This is a genomic window from Vallitalea sp. (genome assembly GCF_025211055.1).
Taxonomy (GTDB): domain Bacteria; phylum Bacillota; class Clostridia; order Lachnospirales; family Vallitaleaceae; genus Vallitalea.
Genome location: NZ_JAOARO010000009.1, coordinates 17,276 through 42,736 on the forward strand (window position 1 = coordinate 17,276; position 25,461 = coordinate 42,736).

Here is a 25,461-nt window from a genome sequence, read left to right on the forward strand (position 1 = left end):
ATCATAATCATTTCAATAAAAACAAGCAAAAATATTTATCAATAATCATTTTTTTTCTCTCGTTTTTTAGTAATTATGCCAAATACACCTGTGATAACTAAGCAATATACTTACACCTCTTGTTGTTTTTATAGTTTTTTAGTATAATATTCAGATAAAGATTTATACATTTTTTACTACACGATTTTATTACTAACTTTAACCATTTTCAATTATTTAATAATTCACTTATTATATATTATTAATAAAAATTATTGATTTTATTAAGTTATTTTTATATAGAAAGAAAGGTGACAAATTATGAGTTACTATGATTACCATACACATACATCTTTTTCAGATGATTGTACATATCCAATGGAAACACAGATTTTACATGCTATCCAACACAATTTTATTAAATTATGCTTTACAGATCATTATGACTATGATTATCCAAGCACTCCAGATTTAACATTTGATATTGACTTACCTAATTATTTCAAAACATTTCTTGAACTAAAAGAAAAATATAAAGATAAAATCCAATTATTGTTCGGTATAGAATTAGGTCTGCAACCACATATTTATGATACTGTCAATAAAGTCATCAATGATTACCCCTTTGATTTTGTTATCGCTTCAACACATGTTGTAGATAAAGTTGACCCATATTTTGGCTCGTATTATCTTAACAAGACTAAAAAAGAAGCTTATTCCAGATACTTAGAAGACATTCTATATAATGTAACCAACTATGACAATTATAATGTATACGGTCACCTTGACTATATAATACGTTATGGACATTATGAAGATAAAAAATTATACTACTATAATTATAGTGAACTTATTGATAAAATATTAATGCAAATTATTGAAACAGGTCATGGAATAGAACTTAATACCTCTGGTTATCGTAAAGACTTAAACGAACCACATCCTAATACAGAAATCATACAGCGATATAGACAATTAGGAGGCGAAATAATAACCATTGGTTCCGATGCTCATTTCCCGAAACATCTTGCATATAACTTTGATATGGCATATAATGTTTTAAAAGAATGCGGTTTCAAATATTTTACAGTTTTTGAACAAAGAAAACCTGAATTCATTAAAATACCTGATTAAAGCCAGTAATAAGCTAAATAGAAAAACTATGTGATTATATCTAAGATTATAAGATTACTAGAAAGCAATATGCTTTTTCTTATTTAGTTATAAAAGACAAGAAGTTTCATATATAATTTAAATAAGAAACTCTTTGGGTGTTAACATGGCTAATAATAAAAAAGATATTGTTAAGATTCTATCTATTGACGGCGGAGGCGTACGAGGTCTAATTCCATGTATATTTCTAAACCATCTTAGAAATGAATTAGATAGTTTTGGTAATAAAACACCTTTTTATGATTTATTTGATGTTATATCAGGCACTTCTACTGGTTCATTAATATCCTTAATGTTAATAAAACCACCAGAAGACTATACGGACCGTGAAAGGCTAGACCTATTATTAGACTTATACGAAAATAAAACAAAAAAAATCTTTCCTGAAGCAAAATGTGAAATATGTCAAACAATAAAACACTTTTTTCGACCCAAATACAATGGCAAAACACTACGTAGATTACTACGACAAAACTTCAAGAACCTTACACTAGAAGATTCTCTATCCAATTTAATTATACCTACCTATGATATGATATCTATGAGACCATATTTATTTAAATATCGCACAGACGTTAGAGATTACTACCATAATTTTTTCCTAAAGGACGTTGGTCTATCATCATCAGCTGCACCTACATACTTACCTCCAGCTAATGTCAAAACTATAACAACAGGTGAATCCTACTGCTTTGTAGATGGAGGAATATTCTGCAATAACCCTTCACTATGCGCCTATACATACGCCAAAAAATTATACCCCCATGCAAAACAATATATAATTGTATCCCTGGGTACCGGCGAATATGTAAGAACCTACGAATGTAAAAAAGTAAAAAAATGGGGAGTCCTAGGATGGATGAACCCTATAAGTGGAATCCCTCTACTAACTGCATACATGGATTCCCAAATGGAAAGCGACAACTACATCATCAACAGCATGGATGACGTCAAAGAATATAGATTTGAAATATCCCTCAATGGAATATCCTCCGAATTAGACGATTCATCAGAAAGAAATATAGATTTCCTAAAAGGAAAAGCCGCCGAACTTATCCTACTAAATAGACACAAAATAAATCAACTAGTCAAACTACTGAACATCTAACAGTCTAATTATATATATTGAACCTAATCATCTATTCCCATTTCAATAAGTTCAATATATTCCTTGCTAAAAGTTGATTCCTCAAAACATATTTTATTCAAATGTGACATGAGACAAATAAATAACCATATATAGTGATAAGAACGCCTTTTACGGCTTGTAGTATCCTTATTAAAACAGATAAAACAACAAAAACGTAATGAAAAGGATTATCACTATATATGGTTTTAATTATACTACCGTTGTCCACTTAATTTTTTTTAAAATTCCCTATCTTCTTATTATATTTCCTCCACCAATAAGAATATCTCCATCATAAAACACTACTGCTTGCCCCGGTGTTATAGCTCTCTGCGGCTCATCAAATACACATTTCAATGTATCTTCACCAACCATCTCTATAGTACACGAAGCAGGTTTATGACTATAACGAATCTTCGCTTCTACCTTCAATTTTCCTTCTATCTCTTCTATTGCCATCAGATTAACATTATCAGCGTATAAAATATCACTAAATACATCACTATTATCACCAATAACAACTTCATTAGTATCAGGTCTTATCTCTACAACAAAAGCGGGTTTCCCTAAAGATAATCCAAGCCCCTTGCGTTGCCCTACCGTATAATTAATTATCCCCTTATGTCTACCTAAGACTTTTCCATTCACATCTACAAAATTACCTTCAGGGACTTTTTTATTAGTATACTCTTCTATAAAAGCTGAATAATCATTATCAGGTACAAAACATATTTCTTGACTATCTGGTTTATTGGCAATTCTTACATTTATGTTTTCGGCGATTTTCCTAATTTCTTCTTTGGAATACTCACCAACTGGCATGAGTGTATGTTTTAATTGATCTTGAGTAAGGTTATATAATGCATAAGTCTGATCTTTTCTTATACCAACAGCTTTCTTTAATGTATATCTTCCATTAGGTAATTCTATAACCCTAGCATAATGCCCTGTTGCTATATACTTAGCACCTATAGCAAGACTCCTTTTAAGCATTGATTCCCATTTTACATATCTATTACATGCAATACAAGGATTAGGCGTATTACCTTTTTGATATTCATCAACGAAATAATCTATAACACTATCCTTGAACTCTCCTTTGAAATTCATAACATAATAGGGAATTTCAAGAGCATCTGCAACACGACGTGCATCATCTACTGCACTAAGGCCACAACATCCAGCATTTTCTTCTTGAATATCTATTTCTTCATCCTGCCATATCTGCATTGTTACTCCGATAACATCGTAACCTTGTTCTTTTAGTAGATAAGCTGCAACGGAACTATCAACTCCACCTGACATACCAACTACTACTTTTTCTCTGTCCATTTAATCACCTGTTCTATATATTACACAACTTTTTAAGTATTATTCATAAATCCGTTATGCCATTAAATCGCCCTATTAAAATTTTCTATTCATCTTCTGTATCAATGGGATGGTCGTCATGTATATCTGCCTTTGGTGGTTCTAGACCTTCTATATCAATTCCATGTTTCTTAGAATAATCCCATAAAGCTGCATGTAAAGCTTCCTCAGCTAATAATGAACAGTGTATTTTAGCTTTTGGTAATCCATCTAGCGCTTCTACAACTGCATCATTAGTAATTTTCAAAGCATCTTTTATTGATTTCCCCTTAACTAATTCTGTTGCAATACTACTTGTTGCTACTGCAGCACCACATCCGAAAGTTTTAAAAGTTACATCTTTGATGATTTCATCTTCCACTTTTAGGTAGATACGCATAATGTCCCCACATTTAGCGTTTCCAACAGTACCAACACCGTCTGCATTTTCAAGTTCTCCCATATTTCTAGGATTAACAAAATGATCCATTACTTTTTTAGTATACATAACTAACACCTCAATTTTTTTTTATTAATAAGCACCTAATTTATTTACTCTATTTATTGTTTTTTACAAAATCCTCATATAAAGGTGACATATCTCTTAATCTCTTAACTATACTTGGTAAAACTTCAATAATGTAATCTACATCTTCCTCTGTACTATTAATTCCCAAAGTTAATCTTAATGAACCATGTGCTATTTCATGAGGAAGACCAATACCCAATAAAACATGAGACGGATCAAGTGAACCTGATGTACAAGCAGAACCACTAGATGCACTTATACCTTTCATATCTAACATAATAAGTAATGATTCTCCTTCAATAAATTCAAAACTATAATTAACATTGTTAGGTAATCTTTTTACTGGATCACCATTTAACTTACAATATGGTATCTCTTCCTTAATACCTTTTATCAATTTATCTCTTAATTTAATTAATTGCTTAGTCTTTTCTTTCATGTTAGATTCAGCAATCTCTGATGCTTTACCCAATCCAACAATACCTGGAACATTCTCTGTTCCCCCACGACGTCTTCTTTCTTGAGCTCCACCGTGAATGAAAGCCTTAAGCTTAATACCTTTCTTAACATACAAAGCACCTGTACCTTTTGGTCCATTAAGCTTATGACCAGTCAAAGATAACAAATCAATATTCATATCTTCTACATCAACTGGAACCTGTCCGATAGCTTGTACAGCATCAGTATGAAAAATTATTTTATTTTCTCTAGCTACTTCACCAATCTGTTTTATTGGCTGAATACTTCCTATTTCATTATTAGCAAACATAATTGTTATTAAAATGGTTGTATCTTTAATTGCTTTCTTAAGAGCATCTATACTTATCAATCCATTTTCATCAACAGGTAAATAAGTAACTTCAAATCCATTTTTCTCAAGATATTCACATGTGTGTAAAACAGCGTGATGCTCAACAGTTGAAGTTATAATATGATTTCCTTTATTCTTATAACTCTCTGCTATACCTTTTATAGCCCAGTTATCAGCTTCTGTCGCTCCACTAGTAAAAAATATTTCTACTGGCTTGGCACCTATTAATTTTGCAACTTGTTCTCTTGCATCATCTATAGCATTTTTATTATTCTGTCCAATTTCATATATGCTTGAAGGATTACCAAAATTCTGTGTAAAATATGGTAACATTGTTTCCAACACTTCTGGGTGTACACTAGTTGTAGCAGCATTATCAAAATATACTTTTCTATCCATCTTTATCTCCTCTTTTACTGTATATCTTATTAATTATAATCTCCTAGCTTTATTATAATTCATTATGACCATCTATTAGATCTTGTAATGATATATTATTAACAACGTCATTAATACTATCACTTATTTTTTTCCAAACAACTTTTGTAATACAGCAATCAGCTTCATCACATTGTTTTTCTTCATTAACTAGAGCACAATCTACTGGATTAAGATCACCTTCCAATGCTCTTAATATATCCCCAACAGAAATATCCTTTGGTGATTTTGCCAATGAATATCCACCTTTTGCACCTCTTACACTTTTTACATACCCTGATTTCTTAAGAACAGAAATAATTTGCTCAAGATAGTTCATAGAAATACCTTGCCGCTGGGATATGCTTTTTAACGAAATATTGGTTTCCTTGCTATTCACAACTAGATCTACCATAGCTCTTAAACCATATCTACCTCTCGTCGATAATTTCATACTAACACCTCAATTAAATTCCTAGTAGAACACTAGGATTTAAATTTATTATAAGATTATCATTTTTTTTTACATATGTCAATATGTGTATACAAAATATTTCAAACAATTTTATAGGCCACCCACCAGGCAGCCCACATATATTATTCATGTTCAATTGTATCTATATCATTATCCTTTACTTTAATCACAATCTTATCATCTTTTAAATTAAGAATTGCCGTACAACCATCTTTTATATTACCCTTAATGTAACTTTCAGCAATCTCATCTTCAATATATCTTTGTATTGTCCTTCTTAATGGTCTAGCACCATATTTTGCATCATAACCTTTTTCCAAGATGAATTCTTTGATATCCTCATTAATCTTAATAGTAATATTCTTAAGTCTTGCTTCTGTAATTACTTCATTTAACATCAAATCAATAATATCTCTAAGTTCATCCTTATTTAACTCTGTAAATACTACCGTCTCATCTACTCTATTAAGAAACTCCGGTCTAAACACCTGTTCTAAAGCTTCCTTACATTTACGCTCAAGACTGTCAAAATCATTTTTACCAAACCCTATACCGTTAGTTTTTTGAGCTGTACCTGCATTTGATGTCATTATAATTACAGTATCTTCGAAACTTACTACACGCCCAGTATTATCAGTTAATCTTCCATCTTCTAATATCTGAAGTAAAATATTAAATACATCAGCATGAGCCTTTTCAATTTCATCTAACAATATTACTGAATACGGTTTGCGTCTTACTTTTTCAGTAAGTTGCCCAGCCCTATCATATCCTACATATCCTGGAGGTGCTCCAATCAATTTGGATACCGTATGTTTCTCCATGAACTCTGACATATCAAATCTAATCATAGCATCTTCTGTGCCATATAATTCATGAGCCAAAGCCTTAGTCAACTCAGTCTTACCTACACCAGTAGTACCTACAAAAATAAATGATGAAGGTTTTTTCCTCTTTCTAAATCCAGAACGATTTCTTCTAATTGATTTAGATAATCTAACTACTGCATTTTCTTGTCCTATAACTCTCTCATGCAATCTATCTTCTAAGTTAAGAAGTTTCTTAGCTTCTGATTCAGATATGTTTTGAACAGGTATCTTAGTCCAAGCTTCTATAACATATGCGATATCTTCCTTATTAATTGCTACATTATTACATTGTTTCTCTATCTTTTCAATCTTAGAAAGCAAGTCAAACTCACTAACTTTACACCTAGCAGCTTTTTCATAATCATCGTTTGCTGCCGCTTCTTCCTTCTCATCAATGACCTTGCTTAATTCTCTTCTCAATGCTTCTAATTCAACTAATCCTAGATTTAATAAGTTAGTACGAGAACCTGCTTCATCAATGACGTCAATTGCCTTATCTGGTAAAAATCTATCGTTAATATATCTTTCTGATAGATTTACTGCATATTCAATAATCTCATCTGATATCTTAACCTTATGAAAATCCTCATAATAATTCTTGATCCCTTTTAGTATCTCTATACTATCTTCAACATTGGGTTCATCAACCTTAACAGGTTGGAATCTTCTTTCTAATGCTGTATCCTTTTCTATGTGTTTTCTGTATTCATCAAGTGTTGTAGCACCTATTACTTGGATTTCACCTCTAGCTAAAGCAGGTTTCAAAATATTAGCAGCATTCATTGAACCACCTTCTGCTTCACCGGCTCCAACAATATTATGGACTTCATCTATAACAAGTATTACGTTACCACACTCTTTTGCTTCGTTGATTATAGCTTTCATTCGAGATTCAAACTGTCCTCTAAATTGTGTACCAGCAACAACAGCCGTCAAATCCAATAAGTAGATTTCGGTACCAATTAGTTTTGCAGGTATTTGATTTTCAACTATTCTCACTGCAAGGCCCTCGGCAATTGCAGTTTTGCCTACCCCTGGTTCTCCTATGAGGATAGGATTGTTTTTAGATCGGCGGTTTAATATCTGTATAACTCTATCTATTTCTCTATTTCTACCAATAATTCTATCTACTTTTCCATTAATGGCATTTTCTGTTAAATTTATACCATAAGTATCAAGGTACTTACGTTTATTTTTCTTAGCAACCTTTTTCTTTTTAGTTCTGACACCAGATCCAGAAGTATTATTAGAATTAGGTACTTGTTCCTGTTCTATCTCTTCTTCAGGTTGAAATTCTGATTTATTACTATTTTTCAATCCAGAAAAAGCACTATTTAATAGATTCATAAAGGAGTTACCTCCTTCTACTCCATCAGGATCGCTCATTGAAGATGTTAATTCATCCATATCTACATTTTCAAACATAGTCATCATCTGCTGATTAACATTCTCAAATTCTTCTGGACTCATACCACTTTGACCAATTAGTTGGTCTAGAGGTGCCATTCCACTTTTCTGTGCACATGGAAGACACATACCTAATCGTTCTTGTTTTCCATCTACTATTTTAGAAACAAAAACGACAGCTGTATTTTTATGACAAATTGAACATTTCATTATATCATCTCCTATATATATAACCCTTTAATTAATAATAATTTAATCTAATTATTACTATAGATACAATTTGTTTTATTTAATATTCTACTATGTTACTAACTTAACATATTTAGCATTATTAGTCTATATTATTATTTAATTATTTATAATAATTAACAGTTTATTAATAAATTATCCATTTAAAATGTCTTGCTATGTAAAACCATAAACAATCATCCTTAATATTAATTCTTATAAGTAAATATATTCCACTCATTTAGTTATTAACGTATTTATCAATTGGCTTAAAAAAAAGCAAGACTCAGATTAACGTACCATCGTAGTACATTAATCTATAAGTCTCACTTCTTAGCTTCTCGTTAAAGAGAATAAAACCTTTACTTATTTATTTTTTAATAATTAATCAAATGAAAATGTAGGTATATTAATTTCAATTGTTACATCACCATTAATATCTGGTTCTAGATGATGTGTATATGGGAAATACAACATTTTCGCACCATTTTCTGTAATACTAAATGGAACTGTATCATGTACTTTAATCACATTATTATTTACATTTTCAATTTTTAATCCATATCCGCTTCCATCTCCAAATTTAACTGTTAGCCACGTATCCATTAACGAATTATCAAATGCTAATGTACTGTCTACTGTTATAGTATTTGGGCTTGAACCATCATAAGAAGTTGTTGTAGATGTTACAGTTTTAGTTAATGCATTCTGTCCATTAACTACTTGACCATCTACTTCAACACTTCCTGGTCCGTAAATATATCTCCACACAATACCACCTGTTTTATCTTTTCTTAGAATGGCAACTTTACCAGAGAATGTAATTCCATTAACTGTTCTAGCTACAGTATCATCACTTATATAAATAGTATCTTCATACATATCTGTAGTAACGACTACTGCACATGCCATAGGATCAGGATTAGTAATTTCATCAGTTTTCCATTCAACTGATTGGATCTTTGCATTTTCATCTTTTCTCCAAGTTTCATAAACTGATGCAAATTGTGTAATATCTGTAGGAGTTACAATACGTCTACGATTAAAATGATCCCCATAGAATTCATCTTTTATATCTGGAATATTAAGTGTTCTTCTTAGTGTAGGAACTTTTGAAAAAATTATATCGCTATTTTGTACTCCATTCATATATGCTTTAAGAGAAGTTCCTGTTTTCACACCCGTCCAAGTAAATTCAAAATCACTTTCACCACTAGATGTTTTAGGTTCTATACGTTCTTTTCTATAATCTTTCAAACCTTCTTCTTTATTTATTGACGCTAAGTAGTCCTTCACATTACCACTTTGATTTATTAATGATAATGAAGTACTAAAAGTAGTATCTTCTTCATCAGTTGGACGTAAGAACATTTCATGTGCCTGACCGCCTTTAAGACGCTGCAAATCTACAACATAGTTTTGGTTACCCTCTATATTAACCATTAATAATAGTCTTCGTTTCATATCTACCAAGTCGCCAACTGGACCAGGCTGTGATGCCTCAACCAATTGTACTTGTTTACTAGAAACTGTTCCAGGATCATATGCTAATAACGATGAACGATGACCTTCTGTAAACCTACTACTGTAAGGTTCTGCATCTTTGTGCCAAACCCATGAACTATTATGCATAACTGCATCCATATGTAAATAACGATTAGCAGCTGTTATTTTTGGATATCCTGAATCTGGTAATACTTCCATACCTGATCCCCATAATATTAGTCCTAAAGAGTTAGCATGCATATGCCCTCCACCATATGGAGTACCTGCCGCAATAGAGTCAAATACTAAAGAAGCCTGCATTGCATCATTTGTATCTCCTTGTTTAAGACCAAAAAGTCCTAGACTCCATCTTTCAATGTTATTAAGATTTTCATTAGCTATTGGTAGTGATACATCATTTGGGTCAAATGTCTGATAGATATTTACATTATCAAGATACATTACCCCAGCTGATTGCCCTGTACCTGTTTGAGAAAATTTAACTGTATCTAAATTTTGCCACTGTTCATCTAATGACTTGGTACCTTTTTTGTTTCCATTAATAAATACCGTTACTTTTTTACCCTCATTATCTAAAATAGCTAATACATCATACCATATTCCTGGAACATATGAACTTCCAGTATTTTCACCAAGAACGTGGATTGGACCACCAGCTTTAAACTCAACTAGTTTTTCAATTATATTTCTATCATTTGATATTATATCGCATATTGTTCTGTCACTATTAATATCTTCTACCATAGCACTTGCTTTAAGTACTATATCTCCATTATAATTCAAGCCTGTTTGTTCAATACTCAACTCATTACCAGCTGTGCTTGAATAGAATTTTAGGCTTTTTCTTTTTTTGGAAGGTTGTATCTGGTAATCCGTAACATAATCTTTATCTGCTACAAAATTATTTTGTGTAAAAGGTAATGGATCTTTTGCAATAGTAGTTGAACCTACGAATTTTTCAAAATTATTTTGTTGAAGTGTTTTTTTCGTTCTATAATGTGTATCATTTATAGTTACTACCCTTCCATTAGGGAACTTATGCAAGTCGCTTTGATTTAATGTTTTAGAAGCTGTTAAATACGGCCATTCACTTGTAATATTCGTTTTATTTAAGACTATCCCATGTTCTGAATCGCTATATCCTGCAGGATCTTTATATAATTCAAGTATTTTAATAGCATCTAGCATATTGTTTACTGGCATAGTATGATAATCTATAGAAAAATCCTCATATATTCCATCTGGAAAAAAGTGTTTGTTTGATGCTAACTGATTTACCCATGGAACAATTAATCTAATCATATCTGGGTCATTTAGAATAACAGCTGTACCAAAAGTTTGTCTTATTGCATATGGTGTAATATTAGTCATCCATGTATTATTATGTATACTGTACATATTCATTACTGCTGAATTAAACCAATATTCAACATTATCTTTTGAATTAATACCTCTTTCGTTAGAGAGTTTATTCCATTCTGTTGAATTGTAAGTCTTGTCATAAGCTAATACACAATAAGTAGGAATATACTTGTCAAATGCATGGAATGGATCTGTTACTACTTTTTTTGGTATATTTGGATACATATTAGCTAACTCTAACATTGTGATTGCTGAACGTCTAGCATATGCTTCATCTTGTGTCATTTCATATAACATTGCCATTTGTAATGCAGTATACTCATAATTTGATCGCCTATCTAGAGAACTTTGTTTTGCTGCAGCATCTTTTACATTCTTAATATATTCTGCTTCTGTAAGAGACATATAGGAATCTGTAGCATCTTTTAATGTTTGTTGTGTTTCACCGTTTATTTTAAGCTTAATTCCATATCCGTGTATTTCTTTAATTTTATCATGAGGATATGGATGTGTTACATCTGCACTACTATACTTACCAAGAATACCATCTGGTTTCATAAAAGCATATCGTGTTGTTTTTACTGAAGTATTATCAAACCATGCGGTTCCATTTTTCACATAATGTTCTACTCTTAACTTAACCACATTAGTAGGTACTTCTAAATAAAATTCAACTGGAGTAAATGAATCTGAACTATCTAATTCATCTGAAGAAAATGTATCTACAGTTGTATCATTACTATCATATGCTGTTATTACTACTTTCGCAGAAGTTGCATCTGTTCCTGTCTTTACATATGAATTTACTTTATATTTATCACCTGCTGTAACATCTACGTCTTTATATACGACTCCAATTTCATTATCTTTAGTAGATATCTTAAGTGACTTGTCAAAATCAACACTTTCATTACTATCTACTTCAAACTGTGGATTACCCTGAACTTTTTTAGGTATCCATCCAGTTGCTCCTAATTGATTCACCCAATTTAGATTTGAATCATTAAATTCAAATCCACCATTTGTTGTTAATCCCCAAGCCTTTGAAGTTAATGTAACTGGGCACAAATCAGAAATACTAATATCATCAAGGTACATTTTGCTAGATTGCTTACCTACCTGATTATGTGTTATGGCATATATCTGTTTCCAATTATCACCTAATTGTATATTTTTAGCTTTTGTTACACCATTAATAAAAACATCCATTGTTTTATTTTCATTATCTAAATAAGCTTTGATATTATACCATTTATCAGATACATATTTCTCACCTATATCCTTACCATTAACTCTTATAGCTCCTCCAGCTGCGAAAGTAATTACAGTTGCAAAGCGTGTTCCTGAAGCTATACTTTTTAGCCCAAATATATTTCTGGTAGTGTTTAAATCTTCAAATTTTACATTAGCTTCAAGTTGAACAAGTCCATTAATTTTTAATCCACTTCTATAAAGTGCTATATCAGCATTAGATGAGAATTTTAGAGATTTCCCTGCTTTCCCTGGAACTTCTACACCAGTCAAAGTGTTCGTCATAGCTTTAAATCCATATAATGTATAGTTTTCAGGGTTTATTGCTTTAGTAGTTGATCCTTCATAATTATCATAATTACTAGCCATAGTTGGATATGTAGTATATACCTGAGAAAAGTTAATAAATTTAATATCATCAAGATACATTTTACTTGTTCCTTTAGTATCTACTTGGTAATGTTTGCATGCAAATATGCTTTTCCATTTACTACCTAATGATATATCTTTAACTTTCTGAACTCCGTTAATATACACATCCATTGTTTTATTTTTATTATCCACAATACCTTTGATGTTATACCACTTGTCAGTTGTATATGTCTCCCCTATAGGCTTACCGTTAACTTTTATAGCCCCTCCAACCTCAAAAGATATAACTTGTGCAAAAACAGTTCCATCTGCAATACTCTTTAACTCAAATATACCTCTTCTACTGTTTTGATCTTCAAGTTTTACATTAGCTTCAAGTTGAACAAATCCATCAATAGCTAATCCACTTCGATAAAGAGCTAGCTTATCAGCAGTCTCTAACTTAAGAGATTTTCCTTCTTTTCCTGCAATCTGTTCACCTGTTAATGTATCCTTATCGGCTTCAAAACCATATAATGTATATCCTTCTGGATTGATAGATGTACTAGTTGATCCTTCATAATTATCATAATTATAATCAAAAATTGTGTTTTCTTCTCCATAAAGCACAGCATCCAACTGTATATTAGATACTTTTATATCATCAAGATACATTTCACTTTTGGAATCCTTAGTATCTAATTGGTAATGTTTAATTGCATATATACTTACCCAGTTTGCACCTAATTGAATATCTTCTGCTTTTTTTTCACCATTAATATATACATCCATTGTTTTATTTTTATTATCCACAATACCTTTGATGTTATACCATTTGTTAGTTGTATATGTCTCCCCTATAGCCTTACCGTTAACTTTTATAGATCCATCAACTTCAAAAGATACAACTTGAGCGAAAACAGTTCCACCTGTAGTACTTTTTAACTCAAATAACCCTCTTTTACTGTTTTGATCTTCGAGCTTTATATTAGCTTCGAGATGAACAAGTCCATCAATATTTAATCCACTTTTATAAAGAACTAGCTTATCAGTAGTTGTAAATTTAAGAGACTTTCCATTTTTACCATTAACCTGTTCACCAGTTAATGTATTTTTATCGGCTTCAAAACAATATAATGTATAACCGTCTGGATTAACAGCTGTAGATGTTGATCCAACGTAGTTATCATAATTATAGTTATGAATAGGCGTCTCTACCTTATAATTTTTTGATATTTCTGCTCGTACATGGTTTAGTGGAAAAGCTCCACTAAATAGTATTGAAAAAATTACTATTATTGCTAAAACCTTCTTTGTACTCATCTTACATAATACCTCCTTCTATTTTTTGTAGATTATATTGATTAATAGTCGAAATATAATATTATTTTTCTATTAATGTCTATTAATCAATTAATTACCCTATCAATAATTATAATAATACATCTAAAATCTGTAACTGTCTATTTTAACAGAGTTCCTTAATCTCTAGTCTTTATCAATCTCATAGTTATATGTATTTCCATTTACGCTTTTAATCCTGAAGTTGCAACGCCTTCTACAAAAAATCTTTGGAATGCAATAAAAATAATAAATACAGGTATAAGTGATATAACAGAAGCTGCCATAATAAGACTATAATCAGCAGAGTATTGTGAAATAAACATTCTAATACCTAATTGAATTGTTTTATTATGCTCTGAATTGAAGTAAATCATAGGACCCATAAAATCATTCCAAACTCCTACAAAACTAAATATTGTTAATGTAGATAATGCAGGTTTTGAAAGAGGAAGTATAATTTTAAAATAAATTCCATATTCGGTCATTCCATCGATTCTTCCAGCTTCCAAAAGCTCGTTTGGGATACTTAAATAAAATTGACGAATTAAGAATACACCAAAAGCAGTGAAGGATTGTAGTAAAATAATACTTAGATGGGTATCAATTAGTCCGAATTTATTCATCATTGAATATTGAGGCAGCATATATACTTGCCAAGGAATTGCAATAGTTGCTATATAACATAGAAACAGTATATCTCTTCCTTTAAATTTGCATTTAGCAAACCCATAAGCCGCAAAAGAACTAGTAAATAGCTGTATTAATGTGATGATTATAGTTAGCTTTGTAGTATTAAAGACAAATAACGCAAATGGGATCTTATCCCAAATTATTATGTAATTCTTCCATTGTGGATTATGGGGAATCCATTGAATCGGTATACTAAATACGTCCTTATCTAGCTTAAGTGAGGCTGATAACATCCAAATTAGAGGAAGTAATGTTAATAGACATATAATAGTAATTGAAATATATATTATTGCTTTAGTTGCTTTATTCATTTTGTTCATAATCAGACACCTTTCCCTCTACATATAACTTACCCATTTCTTTTCAACCCTAAATTGTATGATTGAAATCGTAGCTACCACAATAAATAAAACGATTGAAATTGCACTTGCAGAACCATAATCCCAAGATAAAAATGCTTTGTCATAAATATAATTTACAAGCATAGTTGTACTTCTACCCGGACCACCTTCTGTCATAATATATACTAAATCAAACACTTTAAAACAGCTTATTGTTAACATCATTACAACAAAGAATGTAGCTGGTGTTAACATTGGGCGTGTTACATATCTAAATTTTTGCCAATTGGATGCACCGTCAATTTTAGCTGCTTCGTATAATGATTTTGGTATACCTTGTAACGCAGCTAAATAAATAACCATGTAATATCCCATGCCCTTCCATATGCTTACAATAATAACTGCCGGCATTGCCCAATCTGACGATGCTACCCATTTTGGTGGATTTTCCATACCAACAAATCTTAGAAAAGAGTTAATTGGACCAAAATCTTTTTGGAATAACATATTCCATACTACAGCAACAGCAACAATAGATGCTACATATGGAAAAAAGAGTGCTGAACGGTAAAAGTTTAATCCTTTTATTTTTTTATTTAATAAAACAGCAAGTCCTAGTGATATGACTACAGTAGTTGGAACAGTAAATAAAGCAAAATAAACGGTATTTATAAATGATATCTTAAAAGTTGAATCACTAAAAAGATCTGTAAAGTTTTTAAGTCCTACATATGTCATTGGTGTGAAACCATCCCATTCCATAAAACTTAATCCAAACGAAAAAATTACTGGAACCATTATGAATACACAAAACCCGATAAAATTAGGTAATATAAACGATAAGCCGATAAGCGTATTTTTAGTGTTTAAACTTAAACGCTTCTTTCCTTTGATACCTTTCATAAGTTTGCCTCCTATAAGTCATTTATAAAAAAGGTACTTTAGTTTATAAAATACCTTTTTCAAAACAACTATTATGACTATATTGACTTCTACAACTATATTAGCTTAATATTATTTTTAATTACTTCTTAATTTCAGCAACTCGTTTTTTCATATTTTCAAGTCCTTCATCAACAGATATTTCTCCAAACATTATAAGCCCATGTTCTTCGCCCATAATTTTATTAACTTCCAATACATTCTCAGTAATTGGTCTATCAAGCACTATATTTTTAACTGCTAACGCTTTTGCAACACCCTCTGGCATTCCTTCTGCACTAGCTATAGTTGATAAAGCTTCATCTGTTAAGATAGAAGGTAACATACCCTGTGATGCAAGATAATTAGCAGCTCCCTCATTTGTAACAAATTCTATAAACTTCCAAGCCGCATCTTTATTCTTACTATTTGCATTCATAGCAACTGGAGTAGTAGCACCTACTGTATATCCAGCTTCTATGCTAGCATCATGTGGAAGTGTAGCAACACCCCAGTTAACATCTGTTTCTCCAGCTGATTTCTTATTAATAATCATACTCATAAACCATGAACCCATTGGCATCATACCAACTTGTCCGTTAAGAAATGGACCTGAATAGTGGATATTTGATGTTCTAAGTGTTGCATAGTCTAAAGCTGATTTATCTTCATTTTGCATTTTTAATACTCTATCATAATATGGTTTCATAAATGTATAGTCACTAGCAATCTTAGTGTTTTTACCATCTTGAATTGCCCAGTTTTGTACACAATCACTCCAAGTATGCGTTAAAGCACCATATTTCTTATTAGCACCTTCACCTGCTGTAATTCTAGTAGCAATTTCTGCATATTCATCCCAAGTCATATCGTTTGTTGGATATGGCTCATTAGCTGCATCAAAAATGTCTTTGTTGTAGTAAAGAACATAATAATCTGTTCTAAAAGGCATTCCATAAAGACCACCATCAAATTGGAAGTTTTCAGCAAGACCATTATATTTTGAAATATCTATATTACTTTCTTTAGCATATGATGTCATGTCTTGAAGTTGACCTTTTTTGTACAATGAAAGTGATGTATCTGAATCTTTGATATAGAATACATCTAGATCGGCACCACCATTTAGCATAATTGAAAGTTTATTTGTATATTCTGATGAAGCTACATCTATATATTCAACTTTAATATTTGGATATTGCTCTGTAAATTTTGCAGCAAGATCATTACCTACTGTTGTAGCGCTATTGTCCCAAACTGCAACTTTTAGAGTTATTTCCTTTTCTTTTACTTCTTTTTTATCCTCTTTTGTTTGACTATTTTCTGTTGTTTTTTCATTATCTTTAGCTTTTTCTTTTGTTGTACATCCTGCAAATAGAGATACAACTAGTATCATACATAATAATATTACATTTAGTTTTTTTTGCATTTTTAAATCCTCCCATTTAATATATTTGTTTTTCATAATGTAATTATACTAAATTTTACATTCTACGTGAACGTATAATATAATGATAATACAGCAAAATTTTATTATACTGTGAGATAATACTAATAATATTTTTTGATTATAATACTTTTTTTGAATAAATTATACAAGAAAGTTGAAAAACCTTTGTCTAAATAGTATAATATACACATATTAACTAACAGAAAGGATTTTTGTAAAATTATGTTATGCATAACTACCAATAATATAAAATCTAAAATAGTATTATATTCAACTGTAAGTCTTCTTATAATAGGTACTTTATCAAATATTTTTATATATCAACATTTTAACAAGATACTCTCACACAAAGTTGATGCTATTAATAATATAAACATTAGTAATATATCCTCACAAATAGATATTAGACTTTCTAATCTCAATGATTTGACGCTACTTATCACTAATAATATGTATGTTCAAAAAATTATTGATTATAAATCTTTAGATAATTCATTTATAAAATCTAAAAGCATCGAAGTCCAAAATATATTGACGAATTATATTGATTCATCTATCGTTAATAAGTATATTAAAAAAGCTATCATTTTCAATGAATATGGAATGATAATAGAATCAGTTGGTAAAGAACATGGTCTATTAAATGATTATAACAATATAATAACCAGTAAAAGCTTCAATTTACTAAGGGATAATCCCCAACATCTCTATCAGATAATTTCAAAGCCTGTTGTTACTATCGGTAATTTATGTATACCTGTCTTAAAGCCTATTTATAGATTGAGGAATAAACCTACTCATGGATGGCTTTATATGGAAATTGACTTAGGAATAATTATTGATATATTAGACACTTATAAATCTTATACAAGTTTATTTATAGTCACTAAAAATAATAATATTATTCATCCAGACAATCCTTTAAATATAGACTTCAATGAAATTTTACATAGTGAAAGTGGCAATTTTAATGAGTTGAGTGTCAAAAAATATAATATTAACACTTATAACTGGGAAATGTATACAGTTGAACAGCTTACCAATATTAATATGGAAACAAAAAATATGTTATCCGTTTTTTATTTAACAGTAGTAGTATCTCTAGTTGCGGGTTTACTTATTTTTATAGGTGCATCAAATGTCATAACTCGACCTATAATAATGCTTAAAAAACGCATTAAGAAGATTTCTTCAAAAGATTTTTCTTATGATAATGAAACAGAAAATCTTCCTGGTGAGATTGGAGAAATAGGTCATGTTATAAATGAAATGGCTAGAGATATAGAAGAATTATTAGAAAATTCTATTAAGATAACAAACGAAAAGAAAAACTTTGAAATTGCTATGTTACAATCACAGGTTAATCCACATTTTTTGTATAATACCCTAAACTCCATTCATTGGATGGCAACCCTACAGAAGAATACAGGTATCTGTAAACTTGTAGATGCACTTACAAATTTATTGAAAAATATGGCTAAATCTTTTTCTGATAAAGTTATTTTAGAAGAAGAATTGCGTCTATTAGACGATTATTTAACTATTCAATCTATAAGGTATATGGAAAGTTTTGAGTTTGTAAATAATATAGATCCATCCCTTTATAATAAAAAAATAGTTAAAATGACATTACAACCCTTAGTTGAAAATGCTATTTTCCATGGAATTGAGCCCAAAGGTAAGTTTGGCACAATTACACTGGGTAGTGAGATTAGAGCTAATTCTATGTTCATTACTGTAACTGATGATGGTATTGGTATGACTGATGAAGAGATCCTTAGACTTTCCAGTGGTATTAATGAGAACAATAAAGGTTCTATTAATGGAATTGGTTATTACAATGTAAATCTAAGACTTAAATTAATTTATGGTGATAACTATGGATTAAGTATCCAAAGTGAACTTTCTAAATATACAACTATAACAATTAAAATACCAATTGAAGAGTAACCCCTAAAGAGTACAGCAAACTAAATGATATATTTTAGTTTCTAGTCCATAACCCTTTAAGGGGTGAATACACTTGATAAGTAGTAATTATCATATTTTATTTTATTAACATTGCATCCCCAAAACTAAAAAATCGATATTTTTCATCTACTGCAGTTTTATATGCATTTAATACGTTTTCTCTTCCTGCTAGAGCTGAAACTAACATAATTAATGTTGATTCTGGCAAATGAAAATTAGTTATTAAAGCATCTACTACTTTGAATTTGTAACCTGGATAAATGAATATGTCTGTCCATCCTTTTGATTCTTTTACATAACCGTTATCGTCAGCAACAGATTCCAAAGTACGACTACTGGTTGTCCCCACTGCGATGACTCTTCCACCATTTTTCTTGGTTTCATTAATCTTATCTGCTTCTTTCTCTTCAATCCAATAATATTCAGAATGCATTGTATGCTCTAGTATATCATCAACTTTTACCGGTCTAAAAGTTCCAAGCCCTACATGGAGTGTTACATAGGCGATCTTTATTCCTTTATCTTCAACTGCCTCTAATAAATCCGGTGTAAAATGCAATCCTGCTGTTGGGGCTGCCGCAGATCCTCTGTGTTTTGCATAAACAGTTTGATATCTTTCTTTATCTTCTAATTGATGTGTTATATAAGGTGGTAAAGGCATTTGTCCAAGTTCATCTAATACTTGTTCAAATATTCCTTCATACTCGAACCTAGCTATTCTATTTCCGCCCTCTACAACTTCTAAGACCTCTGCCTTCAATAAACCATTTCCAAATTCTATTCTATCTCCAGGCTTTGCCTTCCTACCTGGTTTTACCATTACTTCCCAATTATCATTTTCTAGTCTTTTTAATAATAAGAATTCAACTTTCCCATGAGTTTCCTCTCTGCTTCCTATAAGTCTTGCTGGAATTACCTTTGTATTATTCAATACTAAGCAATCACCTTTATCTAAATAATCTATTATATCCTTGAATATTTTGTGCTTAGTTTCACCTGTTTTTTTATTAAGTACTAACATCCTTGAGCTTGACCTGTCTTTTAGTGGGTCCTGTGCAATTAATTCTTCTGGTAAATTAAAATCAAAATCTTTACGTTTCATTAATGTCTCCTATTCCTTTTAAATATATTTATCTAACATTATCAATGATAATAAAATACTTTCCTATTATACTACTAATTATTACTTAATATCTACACCTTTATAATAATATTTTAGGATTTCATCATATGTAAATCCTTCTAATGCCATACCTTTAGCTCCTGATTGACTCATTCCAACTCCATGCCCCCAACCTTGTCCTACAAATATATATGTGTCCTTTTTACCTGATATAGTTGGAATGCTATCTATATTATAACCACTCAGTATAATCAACTGTTCATCATTAACTGATAGCTTTTTGCTACTGTTGGAACCAGTTGATACATACATGTTGTTGATATTTTTAACTTTTACAAATGAACCAGCTGACATAACATTGAACATTTTTTTATTGGAATAACCTTCTTTTACTATAGTGAATTTTCTACTGTATAGTCCTAACCAACTTCTGATAGTCTCTTTCTTTATTATATATTCTCCTTTTGTTCCAACTATCTTAAGGTTAATTACACGTTTCCCTTCTGTATATCCCATAGGAATAACATCTGTAACATCTCCTACGTCAATATTATACTTCGCTAATCTTTTCTTTATTTCGTCAGAAGTCAATTGTGTTATCCACGGCTTCCTAGCTGGTTGTACTTCATAGATATCCGGTACCCCTTTTAAAAATGGCACTGTACCATTCCATACATTTTCACTATTCTCAGTATGCCCACCACTTGTGGAAAAAAAAGTAGCTTGAATAACTTCACCTTGATAATATATCAATTTATTTGCAGTCTTATTGACAGCTGTTACCGTATTAGCATGTTCTACAGAACATCCTTTATATGCTTGAGAACTAGTTGTATCACATAATGTATATGGCTTATTAGGATACTTACTATTTTTTTGCGTATAGTAAACAGCATAATTCCTTGCTGCAAGAGCTTGGGCTTTTAAAGCTTCTATAGGCCAATATGGTAACATTTCTGATGCTAACACACTATATAGATAGCAATTCATAGGAACTATATTAATTGCTGTAATACCAGATTCATCATATCTACCAAACTCTAATCTTCCTCTGTACTGTCTTTCTCCCAAATCAATAAAATTAGTATCTTCATCATTGCTCATAGACGAAAATTGAGGATATTGATTCGTGTTTTCTATAACAAGACATTCCCCTGCTGATAACTCCATAATTGTCCTACATCCATTATCAGCCACTTTTTCATAAGTTAATCCGTCTTTTCCATTCAACTTGGATAATAAAATTCTAGCTTCATTATTATTTTTCGCCTGGATATATATCTTCCATATACCTTTTGAAGTATTTCCAACATAAGCTTTATAACCCTGACCTTTTAAAGCCCTAACCCTCTCATTAGCCTTCTCATACGTATCAAAATTATTTATAGATATCAAATAGTCAGAAGTAGTAGCTCTGAATACAAAACCATTATTTGACATGAATACCTGTTCCGATATATATTCATCCTGTACAACATACCCCATATTTAGAACTTTATTATTAACTGTTATTAACTCTTTCTTCTCATATAATTGTCTTAATCCAACTCTCAATTCTTGTATACTATTATCATCTGCATATATATTACTTGAACTACATAGCAGCGTTATTGTTATAATTATGATATTACACCACACAAATGCTTTTTTCATATAATCCTCCTTTGAGTTAGAATTGTTACTTCCAGTACTTTATAATTATTTTCCATATTTTTAATCCATGCCAATAGTTATCCCAAATTAGAAGAAAAAGTTGTTTGTAATTATAATTGAAGGTAACGTAAAAGCAAAATACATAACAAAAAAGCACCCTATTATATTATAAGGTGCCAACAAGCAAAAATCTACATAAAATTACTTATCTAGTAAAAATTATCCATTATCTATTATATTTCTATTATTATATATTAATAACAGCAAACACAGATTCATAACTAATAACGAAATACCACTCTACAGAACTTTACTAAAAAATTCCTTAGTCCTTTCATTTTTAGGATTATCAAAAATTTCTCTTGGATTACCTTCTTCTGCAATAATCCCTTCGTCCATAAAGAACAATCTTGTACCCACTTCTCTAGCAAATCCCATTTCATGAGTAACTACAACCATCGTCATGCCTTCAGAAGCCAATTGCTTCATAACATCCAATACTTCTCCTACCATCTCTGGATCAAGAGCTGATGTAGGTTCATCAAACAGCATAACATCAGGTTCCATTGCCAATGCCCTAACAATGGCAATCCTTTGCTTTTGACCTCCAGATAATTGTTTTGGATAAGCATCCGCTTTATCTTCTAATCCTACACGAGCCAATAAAGCCATAGCTTTTTTCTCTGCATCCCCTTTAGGTATCTTTTTAACCTTTATAGGTGAAAGAGTTATATTATCAAGAACGGTCATATGAGGGAAAAGATTGAACTGTTGAAAAACCATTCCCATTTTCTGCCTTTGAACATTTATATTATTTCTTTTGCTTGTAATATCTACATCCTCAAATATGATACTACCTTCAGTAGGAACTTCCAGTAGGTTAAGACATCTTAAAAAAGTACTTTTACCTGAACCACTAGGTCCAATAACTACTACCACTTCACCTTTTTTAATATGGGTATTAATCCCTTTTAATACATGTAATTCACCAAATTTTTTATGTAAATCATTAACGTATATCACCAGCTCTTAACCTCCTTTCGATTTTTCTCATAATAAATGTAAATATTGATGTTAATATTAGATAAATGACTGCTGAAGTAATTAACGGTTCAACAGGCGAGTAAGTTTGACTTATAATAGTATTCGTAGCTTTTAATATATCATTTCCTGCAATGTATCCTATAACTGATGTCTCTTTTAAAAGAACAATAAACTCATTTACTAATGTAGGCAAAATATTTCTTATTGCCTGGGGAATAATTATATGTCTCATAGCCATTCCATATGGCATACCTAATGAACGAGCGGCTTCCATCTGTCCTCTATCCAGTCCTTGTATACCAGCTCTAATGATTTCTGCTACATAGGCTCCACTATTAATACCAAAAGCTATTGCACCTATAACAAGCTTCGGCAAATCACTAGCTGAAAAAACAACTAGGTAAATAAATAAAATTTGTATAAGTACAGGAGTTCCTCTAATCAAATCTGTATAAATAGAAGCAAGAGCTCTAACAATCTTATATTTTGATAACTTACACATAGCAATACATATACCTATGGCTATACCAATAAGTGCAGCTAAAAGAGTAACCTCTAATGAAAATTTTATACCATTTAACCAATACAAATATCTTGGATAACTTCCTGCTCCCTTTTCAGGTCCGAAAACTATTTTAAAAAAGTGTTCAAAGTAGTTGGTTATCTCTGACATATAAATTAATGAAAAATTCACCTGATCACCTACATTCCAATTTTTTCTTAAGAAATTGCAAAATCAAACTATCCACGTCAATGTATATCTATAGAATTCATTGTATATTTAGTTATAATTTTGCAATCCCTTAACTTATTCTTATCTAAAAAAGAAAAACATCCTATCATCTTCAAGCCATATATAAGGAGTTAGGAAAGCAGATGGGAAGTCCACTTTCCTATTTGGGTAAGTAGTAATAACTACTAAACTGATACTCTCAAATATATTTGAAAGTATAGTTGAAAGGATATAATTGTTATAATAAAGAAAGGTTAACTCTCTTTATCTAACTTGCAAAATAATTTTTTACTCTTCTTTACCAAAATATTTTTCATATAAGGCGTCATATTCGCCATTTTCCTGTATCTCTTTGATTACTTCATTAATTGTTTTCAATAATTCTTCGTTTTCTTTATTTACAGCAATTGCATAATTTTCTTTAGTTAATTCTTCATCAAGTATGACGATCTTATCATTTTGCTCAACAAATTTTTCAGCAGGTTTTTGGTCAATAACTACGGCATCTAATTTACCATTAACTAGACTCATAACAGCTGAATAACCTGCGTCATAAGATTCAACAGTTGCACCCTCGATTTCTTTAGATTCAATTTCACCAGTTGTACCTAATTGAACACCTATTTTTTTACCAACTAGATCTTCTTTTGATTTAACTGTGTCACTATCTTTTTTAACGATTATTACTTGTGAAGCAGTAAAATAATCTTCTGAGAAATTAACTTCTTCAGCTCTTTCTGGTGTATTTGTCATACCAGCTGCAACAAAATCAACTTTTCCTGTTTGCAATGCTGCTGTTAATGAAGCAAATTGCATATTTTCAACTTTAAGTTCTAATCCTAATTTTTCAGCAATCTTTTTAGATATGTCTACATCAAAACCAACAACTTCATTTGCTTCAATATATTCAAATGGAGGGAATTCTGCATTTGTACCCATAACTATAACTTTTTTGTCATCTTCTTTACTTGTGTCTTTATCCTCTGTATTACCCTCTTCTTTATCACCTTTGTCAGCATCAACATTATTATATGTATCATCTGAAGTAGTTTTTGTATCTTTCTTACCACATCCTGCAAATAATGTCATTGATAATGCTAATATTAATAATAAACTAATGCTTATAATTTTCTTTTTCATTTTATGTCCACCCTTTCACTTTAATTTATTTAATATTCAATATATACACGCAATAATGTATATTTATTAAAAACTTAGCATAATTATACATGATTCTACGTAATATTACAAGAGTAAAATTAAATATATATACAAATAAATTCATAAGTATTCTAGGCATATTGTACAAATAGGTGGATTGAATAACATAGAAAAAGCTGCCTCTCACATCTAA

Annotated in this window: 17 protein-coding genes; 3 read left to right on the top strand and 14 right to left on the bottom strand. The window is 30.7% G+C overall.

Going from position 1 to position 25,461, the window contains the following annotated elements; genetic code table 11:
- Positions 1-300 precede the first annotated feature (300 nt).
- On the top strand, positions 301-1,113 hold the full coding sequence (locus N4A55_RS01395; protein ID WP_293753617.1) for a histidinol-phosphatase HisJ family protein: 813 nt from the start codon (positions 301-303) through the stop codon (positions 1,111-1,113).
- Positions 1,114-1,258: 145 nt separating this feature from the next.
- Entirely contained in the window at positions 1,259-2,260 is a 1,002-nt protein-coding gene (locus N4A55_RS01400) for a patatin-like phospholipase family protein (RefSeq protein ID WP_293753618.1), read from the top strand.
- A 270-nt stretch (positions 2,261-2,530) separates the two neighbouring features.
- On the opposite strand, the gene mnmA is transcribed toward N4A55_RS01400, so the two are convergent.
- The 9 genes from mnmA to N4A55_RS01445 all read right to left on the bottom strand — a co-directional run bounded on the left by mnmA (position 2,531) and on the right by N4A55_RS01445 (position 17,562).
- Positions 2,531-3,613, bottom strand: a complete 1,083-nt coding sequence (gene mnmA / locus N4A55_RS01405) for a tRNA 2-thiouridine(34) synthase MnmA (RefSeq protein WP_293753619.1) — start codon at positions 3,611-3,613, stop codon at positions 2,531-2,533.
- An 85-nt stretch (positions 3,614-3,698) separates the two neighbouring features.
- Positions 3,699-4,139, bottom strand: coding sequence for a Fe-S cluster assembly scaffold protein NifU (gene nifU, locus N4A55_RS01410; protein ID WP_293753620.1), 441 nt, complete (start codon positions 4,137-4,139; stop codon positions 3,699-3,701).
- A gap of 49 nt (positions 4,140-4,188) precedes the next feature.
- Complete coding sequence (gene nifS, locus N4A55_RS01415; RefSeq protein ID WP_293753621.1) at positions 4,189-5,370, bottom strand: cysteine desulfurase NifS; 1,182 nt, start codon at positions 5,368-5,370, stop codon at positions 4,189-4,191.
- 52 nt (positions 5,371-5,422) lie between these two features.
- Complete coding sequence (locus N4A55_RS01420; RefSeq protein ID WP_293753623.1) at positions 5,423-5,842, bottom strand: RrF2 family transcriptional regulator; 420 nt, start codon at positions 5,840-5,842, stop codon at positions 5,423-5,425.
- Positions 5,843-5,985: 143 nt separating this feature from the next.
- On the bottom strand, positions 5,986-8,349 hold the full coding sequence (locus N4A55_RS01425) for an ATP-dependent Clp protease ATP-binding subunit (RefSeq protein ID WP_330666276.1): 2,364 nt from the start codon (positions 8,347-8,349) through the stop codon (positions 5,986-5,988).
- 402 nt (positions 8,350-8,751) lie between these two features.
- The gene (locus N4A55_RS01430) at positions 8,752-14,160 is read right to left on the bottom strand and encodes a heparinase II/III domain-containing protein (RefSeq protein WP_293753624.1); all 5,409 of its coding nucleotides are present in this window, start codon (positions 14,158-14,160) and stop codon (positions 8,752-8,754) included.
- Positions 14,161-14,363: 203 nt separating this feature from the next.
- Entirely contained in the window at positions 14,364-15,182 is an 819-nt protein-coding gene (locus tag N4A55_RS01435) for a carbohydrate ABC transporter permease (protein ID WP_443083803.1), read from the bottom strand.
- 27 nt (positions 15,183-15,209) lie between these two features.
- Positions 15,210-16,115 (bottom strand): carbohydrate ABC transporter permease, encoded by a 906-nt coding sequence (locus tag N4A55_RS01440; protein ID WP_293753626.1) that lies wholly within the window; start codon positions 16,113-16,115, stop codon positions 15,210-15,212.
- A 121-nt stretch (positions 16,116-16,236) separates the two neighbouring features.
- Positions 16,237-17,562, bottom strand: a complete 1,326-nt coding sequence (locus N4A55_RS01445; RefSeq protein WP_293753627.1) for an ABC transporter substrate-binding protein — start codon at positions 17,560-17,562, stop codon at positions 16,237-16,239.
- Between the two features lie 243 nt (positions 17,563-17,805).
- Here N4A55_RS01445 and N4A55_RS01450 point away from each other — a divergent pair, with 243 nt between their 5' ends.
- On the top strand, positions 17,806-19,533 hold the full coding sequence (locus tag N4A55_RS01450) for a sensor histidine kinase (RefSeq protein WP_293753628.1): 1,728 nt from the start codon (positions 17,806-17,808) through the stop codon (positions 19,531-19,533).
- 97 nt (positions 19,534-19,630) lie between these two features.
- Here the strand turns inward: N4A55_RS01450 and queA are convergent, their stop codons facing one another.
- The 5 genes from queA to N4A55_RS01475 all read right to left on the bottom strand — a co-directional run bounded on the left by queA (position 19,631) and on the right by N4A55_RS01475 (position 25,247).
- Positions 19,631-20,656 (bottom strand): tRNA preQ1(34) S-adenosylmethionine ribosyltransferase-isomerase QueA, encoded by a 1,026-nt coding sequence (gene queA / locus N4A55_RS01455; protein ID WP_293753629.1) that lies wholly within the window; start codon positions 20,654-20,656, stop codon positions 19,631-19,633.
- Between the two features lie 81 nt (positions 20,657-20,737).
- On the bottom strand, positions 20,738-22,330 hold the full coding sequence (locus N4A55_RS01460) for a SpoIID/LytB domain-containing protein (protein WP_293753631.1): 1,593 nt from the start codon (positions 22,328-22,330) through the stop codon (positions 20,738-20,740).
- Positions 22,331-22,630: 300 nt separating this feature from the next.
- Positions 22,631-23,353: an amino acid ABC transporter ATP-binding protein gene (locus N4A55_RS01465; RefSeq protein WP_113676132.1), complete on the bottom strand. Its 723-nt coding sequence runs from the start codon at positions 23,351-23,353 to the stop codon at positions 22,631-22,633.
- Positions 23,340-24,068 (bottom strand): amino acid ABC transporter permease, encoded by a 729-nt coding sequence (locus tag N4A55_RS01470; protein ID WP_242986565.1) that lies wholly within the window; start codon positions 24,066-24,068, stop codon positions 23,340-23,342. Before N4A55_RS01470 ends, N4A55_RS01465 begins: the two co-directional genes overlap by 14 nt.
- Positions 24,069-24,395: 327 nt before the next feature.
- A complete protein-coding gene (locus N4A55_RS01475) occupies positions 24,396-25,247 on the bottom strand; it encodes a basic amino acid ABC transporter substrate-binding protein (protein WP_293753632.1) in 852 nt (283 codons plus the stop codon).
- Between the last annotated feature and the right edge of the window lie 214 nt (positions 25,248-25,461).

Bases quoted from the DNA above. Each gene is read 5' to 3' on its own strand.
- N4A55_RS01395 (WP_293753617.1), top strand. From the start codon at position 301: ATGAGTTACTATGATTACCATACACATACATCTTTTTCAGATGATTGT.
- N4A55_RS01400 (WP_293753618.1), top strand. From the start codon at position 1,259: ATGGCTAATAATAAAAAAGATATTGTTAAGATTCTATCTATTGACGGC.
- mnmA (WP_293753619.1), bottom strand. From the start codon at position 3,613: ATGGACAGAGAAAAAGTAGTAGTTGGTATGTCAGGTGGAGTTGATAGT.
- nifU (WP_293753620.1), bottom strand. From the start codon at position 4,139: ATGTATACTAAAAAAGTAATGGATCATTTTGTTAATCCTAGAAATATG.
- nifS (WP_293753621.1), bottom strand. From the start codon at position 5,370: ATGGATAGAAAAGTATATTTTGATAATGCTGCTACAACTAGTGTACAC.
- N4A55_RS01420 (WP_293753623.1), bottom strand. From the start codon at position 5,842: ATGAAATTATCGACGAGAGGTAGATATGGTTTAAGAGCTATGGTAGAT.
- N4A55_RS01425 (WP_330666276.1), bottom strand. From the start codon at position 8,349: ATGAAATGTTCAATTTGTCATAAAAATACAGCTGTCGTTTTTGTTTCT.
- N4A55_RS01430 (WP_293753624.1), bottom strand. From the start codon at position 14,160: ATGAGTACAAAGAAGGTTTTAGCAATAATAGTAATTTTTTCAATACTA.
- N4A55_RS01435 (WP_443083803.1), bottom strand. From the start codon at position 15,182: ATGAATAAAGCAACTAAAGCAATAATATATATTTCAATTACTATTATA.
- N4A55_RS01440 (WP_293753626.1), bottom strand. From the start codon at position 16,115: ATGAAAGGTATCAAAGGAAAGAAGCGTTTAAGTTTAAACACTAAAAAT.
- N4A55_RS01445 (WP_293753627.1), bottom strand. From the start codon at position 17,562: ATGCAAAAAAAACTAAATGTAATATTATTATGTATGATACTAGTTGTA.
- N4A55_RS01450 (WP_293753628.1), top strand. From the start codon at position 17,806: ATGTTATGCATAACTACCAATAATATAAAATCTAAAATAGTATTATAT.
- queA (WP_293753629.1), bottom strand. From the start codon at position 20,656: ATGAAACGTAAAGATTTTGATTTTAATTTACCAGAAGAATTAATTGCA.
- N4A55_RS01460 (WP_293753631.1), bottom strand. From the start codon at position 22,330: ATGAAAAAAGCATTTGTGTGGTGTAATATCATAATTATAACAATAACG.
- N4A55_RS01475 (WP_293753632.1), bottom strand. From the start codon at position 25,247: ATGAAAAAGAAAATTATAAGCATTAGTTTATTATTAATATTAGCATTA.